The organism is Roseateles sp. P5_E11 (assembly GCF_054049355.1).
In genome coordinates, this window is sequence record NZ_JBFUMO010000494.1 from 1 (window position 1) to 4,355 (window position 4,355).

Consider the following 4,355-nt stretch of genomic DNA (forward strand, 5'->3'; position numbering starts at 1 on the left):
CCTCGGTCGACAGCCGGGCGCGGTTGCAGTCGCCGCAGAAGGCCTGGGTCACGCTGGAGATGAAGCCAATCTCACCGGCGCCGTCGGCATAGGCCCAGCGCTCGGCCCGGAATACCTCAGAGACCCCTAAACTCCGCGCCGTCGATTGACGACAGCCAGGAGCGTTCATGAGTCTCGCCAAGATCCTCGTCGCCCAAGGTGGCGGCCCCACCGCGGTCATCAACCAGAGCCTTGTCGGTGTCGTGCTCGAAGCGCGGCGTCAGGCCGGTGTGGGCAAGGTCTACGGCGCCCGCCATGGCGTGCGGGGCATCGTCAACGAGGACTTCGTCGACCTGACCCAGGAGACCAGCCACAACCTCGAGCTGGTGGCCAACACGCCGGCCTCGGCGCTGGGCTCCACGCGCGACAAGCCCGATGCCGCCTATTGCCGCGAGATCTTCACGGTGCTGCAGGCGCACGGCATCACGCACTTCTTCTACATCGGCGGCAACGACTCATCGGACACCGTGCGCATCGTCTCGGAAGAGGCGCAGGCGGCGGGCTACCCGCTGCGCTGCATCCACATCCCCAAGACCATCGACAACGACCTGGTGGGCAACGACCATACGCCGGGCTATGCGTCCGCCGCGCGCTTCGTCGCCCAGGCCTTTGCCGGTGCCAACCTCGACAACGCGGCCCTGCCGGGCGTCTACGTCGGCGTCGTCATGGGCCGCCATGCCGGCTTCCTGACCGCCGCGGCGGCCCTGGGCAAGAAGTTCGAGGACGACGGCCCCCACCTCATCTACCTGCCCGAGCGCCACTTCGACAACGAGCAGTTCCTGCGCGACGTGAAGGCCACCTACGAGCGCTTCGGCCGCTGCGTCATCGCCGTCAGCGAGGGCATCCACGACGCCAGCGGCACGCCGATGCTGTCCAAGCTGGCCGGTGACCTGGAGCGCGACGCCCACGGCAATGTGCAGCTCAGCGGCACCGGCGCGCTGGCCGACCTGCTCTGCGAGGAGATCAAGACCAAGCTCGGCATCAAGCGCGTGCGCGGCGACACCTTCGGCTATCTGCAGCGCAGCTTCCTGGGCTGCGTGTCCGACGTGGACCAACGCGAGGCCCGCGAGGTCGGCGAGAAGGCCGTGCAGTACGCCTTCCACGGCGACCGCGACGGTTCGGTCGCCATCAAGCGCGTCGGCTACTACGCGGTGGACTACGAACTGTTGCCCCTCACCGCCGTGGCCGGCAAGACGCGCACGATGGAAGACGAGTTCATCACCGAGAGCGGCACCGACGTGACCGACGCCTTCCGCCTCTACCTGCGTCCGCTGCTGGGCTCGGGCATGCCGGATGCATTCCGGCTGCGGCCGAATCCGGTGGCCAAGGTGCTCAAGCGCGGTTGAGCCGGGCGAGCGCCCAGGTTTCGGCGCGGTGCTGCAGCTGGTGCAGGGCCAGCGTCAACAGCACCCAGGCCAGCACGAGGTAAGTCACTGGTGGGTGTGGCCTCGAAGACAGCAGATAGGCCAGGGTCAAAAGGCTGGGCAGCATGGCGAAGGGCCAGCCCCAGCGCTGAGCCAAGGTCAGTGTGCTCGTGATCGGGCGGCAGGCGGCATCCAAGAGAAAGTTGCCGCGGAGCCTGTCCTCGAAGCGCGCGGTGCCGACCAGCACGTACAGCATGGCGGTGGCGATCACGGCGGCCCTTGGGGCATCCGTTGAGGCCCAGTGGAATAGCAGCGCGCTCACCGGCACCAGCAGGCCGATGCAGGTCGGGCTGTAGATCGGGTTCAGTGGCCAAGCCAACATCGCACCCAAGCACAGCAGCAACCAGGGCGCGGCGCCCCGCATCATTTGCAGCGTTGCGATCGCGTAGTCGGGTACGGGGAGCGTGGCGGCCGTCAGATCCCAGCTGTGGCTGAATACAGCCAGCACCCCGGCGACGGCGACACACCCCAGGCCAACGGCCGGCTGCCGCTCATGCAGCCGCCAACGCTGCAGTGACGTCATGGGCACAGCCTCGTCCGGGCGCTCGGGGGGCAGGCCATGCATCAGCGCTCCAAGGACGTGGCTGATGCCGAGCCAGGTGAAACATCCCGTGCACCAAATCATCATGTTGGCCGCCGTCATGCCCATGTCGTCCGACATCAGCAGGAAAAAGATCCACACCAGACCGCCGAGCAGCCCAGCCCGGAGCAGTCGGGCCCCCGCCAGCAGCCGATCCAGTGACTCTCGCATCAGCGGGTTGACGCCGCATTGCTCCAGTGCTTTTGGATCGGTGCCGTACAGCACTCTTGCCAGCATGGGGCGCAGTGCCAGCGCGAGCCGTCGTGCCAGCGTGCCGCTAAAGCGCAGTTCGTCGAGTTCAAGCAACGGCCTGACGCGGGCCTTCAACGCCTCGCTGGGCGGTTCTGGCGGCTTGGGTGGCTCAGGGGGCGGGTGACGATCGCGTACGGCCTGCTGGATGTCTAGCGCCCGCTGTCGTGACTGGCGATCACTCAGCGACTGTCTCAGCGCCTCGGCGAGCCTCTTGCCCATATCGCGCCCGGCGCGGAAGTCTTGCTGCCAGCCAAAGTAGGCGTTCAGAGCTTCGACGAAGGCGTTTGGCAAGTTCGCCTGGTGCACGACCCAGCGCGCGAAATGCGCCGACCACTCGGACTGCGACGCCAGCGGCTGGGCCTCCAGCGTGATGCGCAGCGCCGGCCATTCGGCGACCAGCCAGGGCGAGCCGTGCTGCTGCCACAGCGTGTGCAGGCGCTGGACCGTGTACTCGACGGAATCGGGCGGCGGCGGCAGCTCGTCGTCCACGGCGACGCGGGCCGCGACATCCGCTGAAAGAGGTTCGTGGCCTGCTGGTTCAGCGAGTTCGTCAGTTTCGGGCTGCTGGCTTCCCTGCAGCTTCAGAGACTGTTGCGCGCGCTCATAAGCCCCGCGGAGCGCCTGGTAGGCCTCGGTGTCATCGTCTGGCSGCGTGCTCTTCAGCTTCAGCGCATACGCCTTCTTGATCGCGCTCAACTCGGTTGTCGGCGCGATACCCAGCAGCGCCCAGTCCTGATCCCGCATGGCCGTCAGAAGCGGAAGGAGGTGTCAATGCTGTCCAGTGCCTCCTTGAACTGCTTGCGCGCCTGGCGGATCTGGCGTGAGTCCTGGGCCTGCAGTGCGGCTTCGAACTGGATCAGCCAGTCCTGCAACATCAGGCGGTCGTTGCCCAACCGGTCCTCGAACAGGCGCTTGGCGCGTTCGATCAGGTAGCGGTTGTCCTGCTCGTCGCGCGGGTGGCGCTTCAGGGTTTGCAGCCGTTCGCGCGTCGCGACGATCTCAGCGGGCGAGAGGCGCCCGCCCTGGCTTTCAATGATGAGTTCGTGCTGCTGGCCGCCGGGTGTCTCGCGAGCCTCGACTTCGAGCAGGCCGTTGGCGTCGTAGGTGAATCGCACCTCGATGCCGGCATGGCCAGCGGGCGCCGGCTCGACGGCGATCTCCAGCTTGCCCAAGTGCAGGTTCTCGGAGCCCACAGGTGACTCGCCCTGGCGCACGTCCACGAGTATTCGACGCTGGCCGTCACTCACCGTGTGATACCTCTCCACGCGTGACACCGGCACCGGTGTGTTGCGTTCGATGATGGGTGAGAAACGGTCTTTGACCATGCGGCCGCCGATCGCGCTCGCCGCGACGATGCCCAGGGAATAAGGCATCACATCGGTCAGCACGACGTCGTCCAGGGCCGCATCGCGCGCCTTCAGGCCGGCCTGCACGGCCGCACCCATGGCGATGGCGAGATCGGGATCGAGGTTGCGCAGCGGCAGGCGCTGGAACAGCCGCGTGACCAGCTGGCGCACCATGGGCATGCGCGCCGCGCCACCGACGAGGATGACCTCGGCCAGACCGCTCGGGTCGAGCTGGGCATCGGCCAGGGCGCGTTCGATGGGGCGGCGCAGGCGTTGCAGCAGCTCTTGAGACGCGGCCTCGAAGTCGGCGCGGCTCAGCGTCGTGCCCAGCGGGCACTCGCGCCAGACGGTGTTGACCTCGGCACTGTCGCGCTCGCCGAGATCGCGCTTGGCCTGCTCGGCCAGGCGCCACCAGGTCTCGCTCTCGAACCAGGCCTGGCGCTCCTCGGTGCCGAATCCCTCGCACTGCTTGGCAAACAGCTGTGCGATGACGCGGCTGAAATCCTCGCCGCCCAGGCGCGTGTCGCCGGCGCTTGCGCGCACCTCGACAACGCCGTCGAAATACTCCAGCASCGASACGTCGAAGGTGCCGCCGCCGAGGTCGAAGATCAGGAAGCTGCTGTGCTCGGGCCGCTGTTGCAGGCCATAGGCCAGGCCGGCCGCGGTGGGCTCGTTGAGCAGGCGCTCGACCCTCAGCCCGGCGATCTCGCCTGC

3 protein-coding genes and 1 pseudogene are annotated in these 4,355 nt (G+C 67.6%); 1 reads left to right on the forward strand and 3 read right to left on the reverse strand.

Going from position 1 to position 4,355, the window contains the following annotated elements:
• Nucleotides 1-106, reverse strand: a pseudogene (locus ACXJKR_RS25510) (hypothetical protein); the annotation flags it as partial.
• A 61-nt stretch (nucleotides 107-167) separates the two neighbouring features.
• Between ACXJKR_RS25510 and ACXJKR_RS25515 the strand changes: the two are divergent.
• The gene (locus ACXJKR_RS25515) at nucleotides 168-1,385 is read left to right on the forward strand and encodes a 6-phosphofructokinase (protein WP_457325190.1); all 1,218 of its coding nucleotides are present in this window, start codon (nucleotides 168-170) and stop codon (nucleotides 1,383-1,385) included.
• On the opposite strand, the gene ACXJKR_RS25520 is transcribed toward ACXJKR_RS25515, so the two are convergent.
• Nucleotides 1,372-3,039, reverse strand: coding sequence for a hypothetical protein (locus ACXJKR_RS25520; RefSeq protein WP_457325191.1), 1,668 nt, complete (start codon nucleotides 3,037-3,039; stop codon nucleotides 1,372-1,374). The genes ACXJKR_RS25515 and ACXJKR_RS25520 overlap by 14 nt on opposite strands.
• A gap of 5 nt (nucleotides 3,040-3,044) precedes the next feature.
• A partial coding sequence (locus ACXJKR_RS25525; protein WP_457325192.1) for an Hsp70 family protein occupies nucleotides 3,045-4,355 on the reverse strand: 1,311 nt, incomplete at its 5' end.

Bases quoted from the DNA above. Each gene is read 5' to 3' on its own strand.
- ACXJKR_RS25515 (WP_457325190.1), top strand. From the start codon at position 168: ATGAGTCTCGCCAAGATCCTCGTCGCCCAAGGTGGCGGCCCCACCGCG.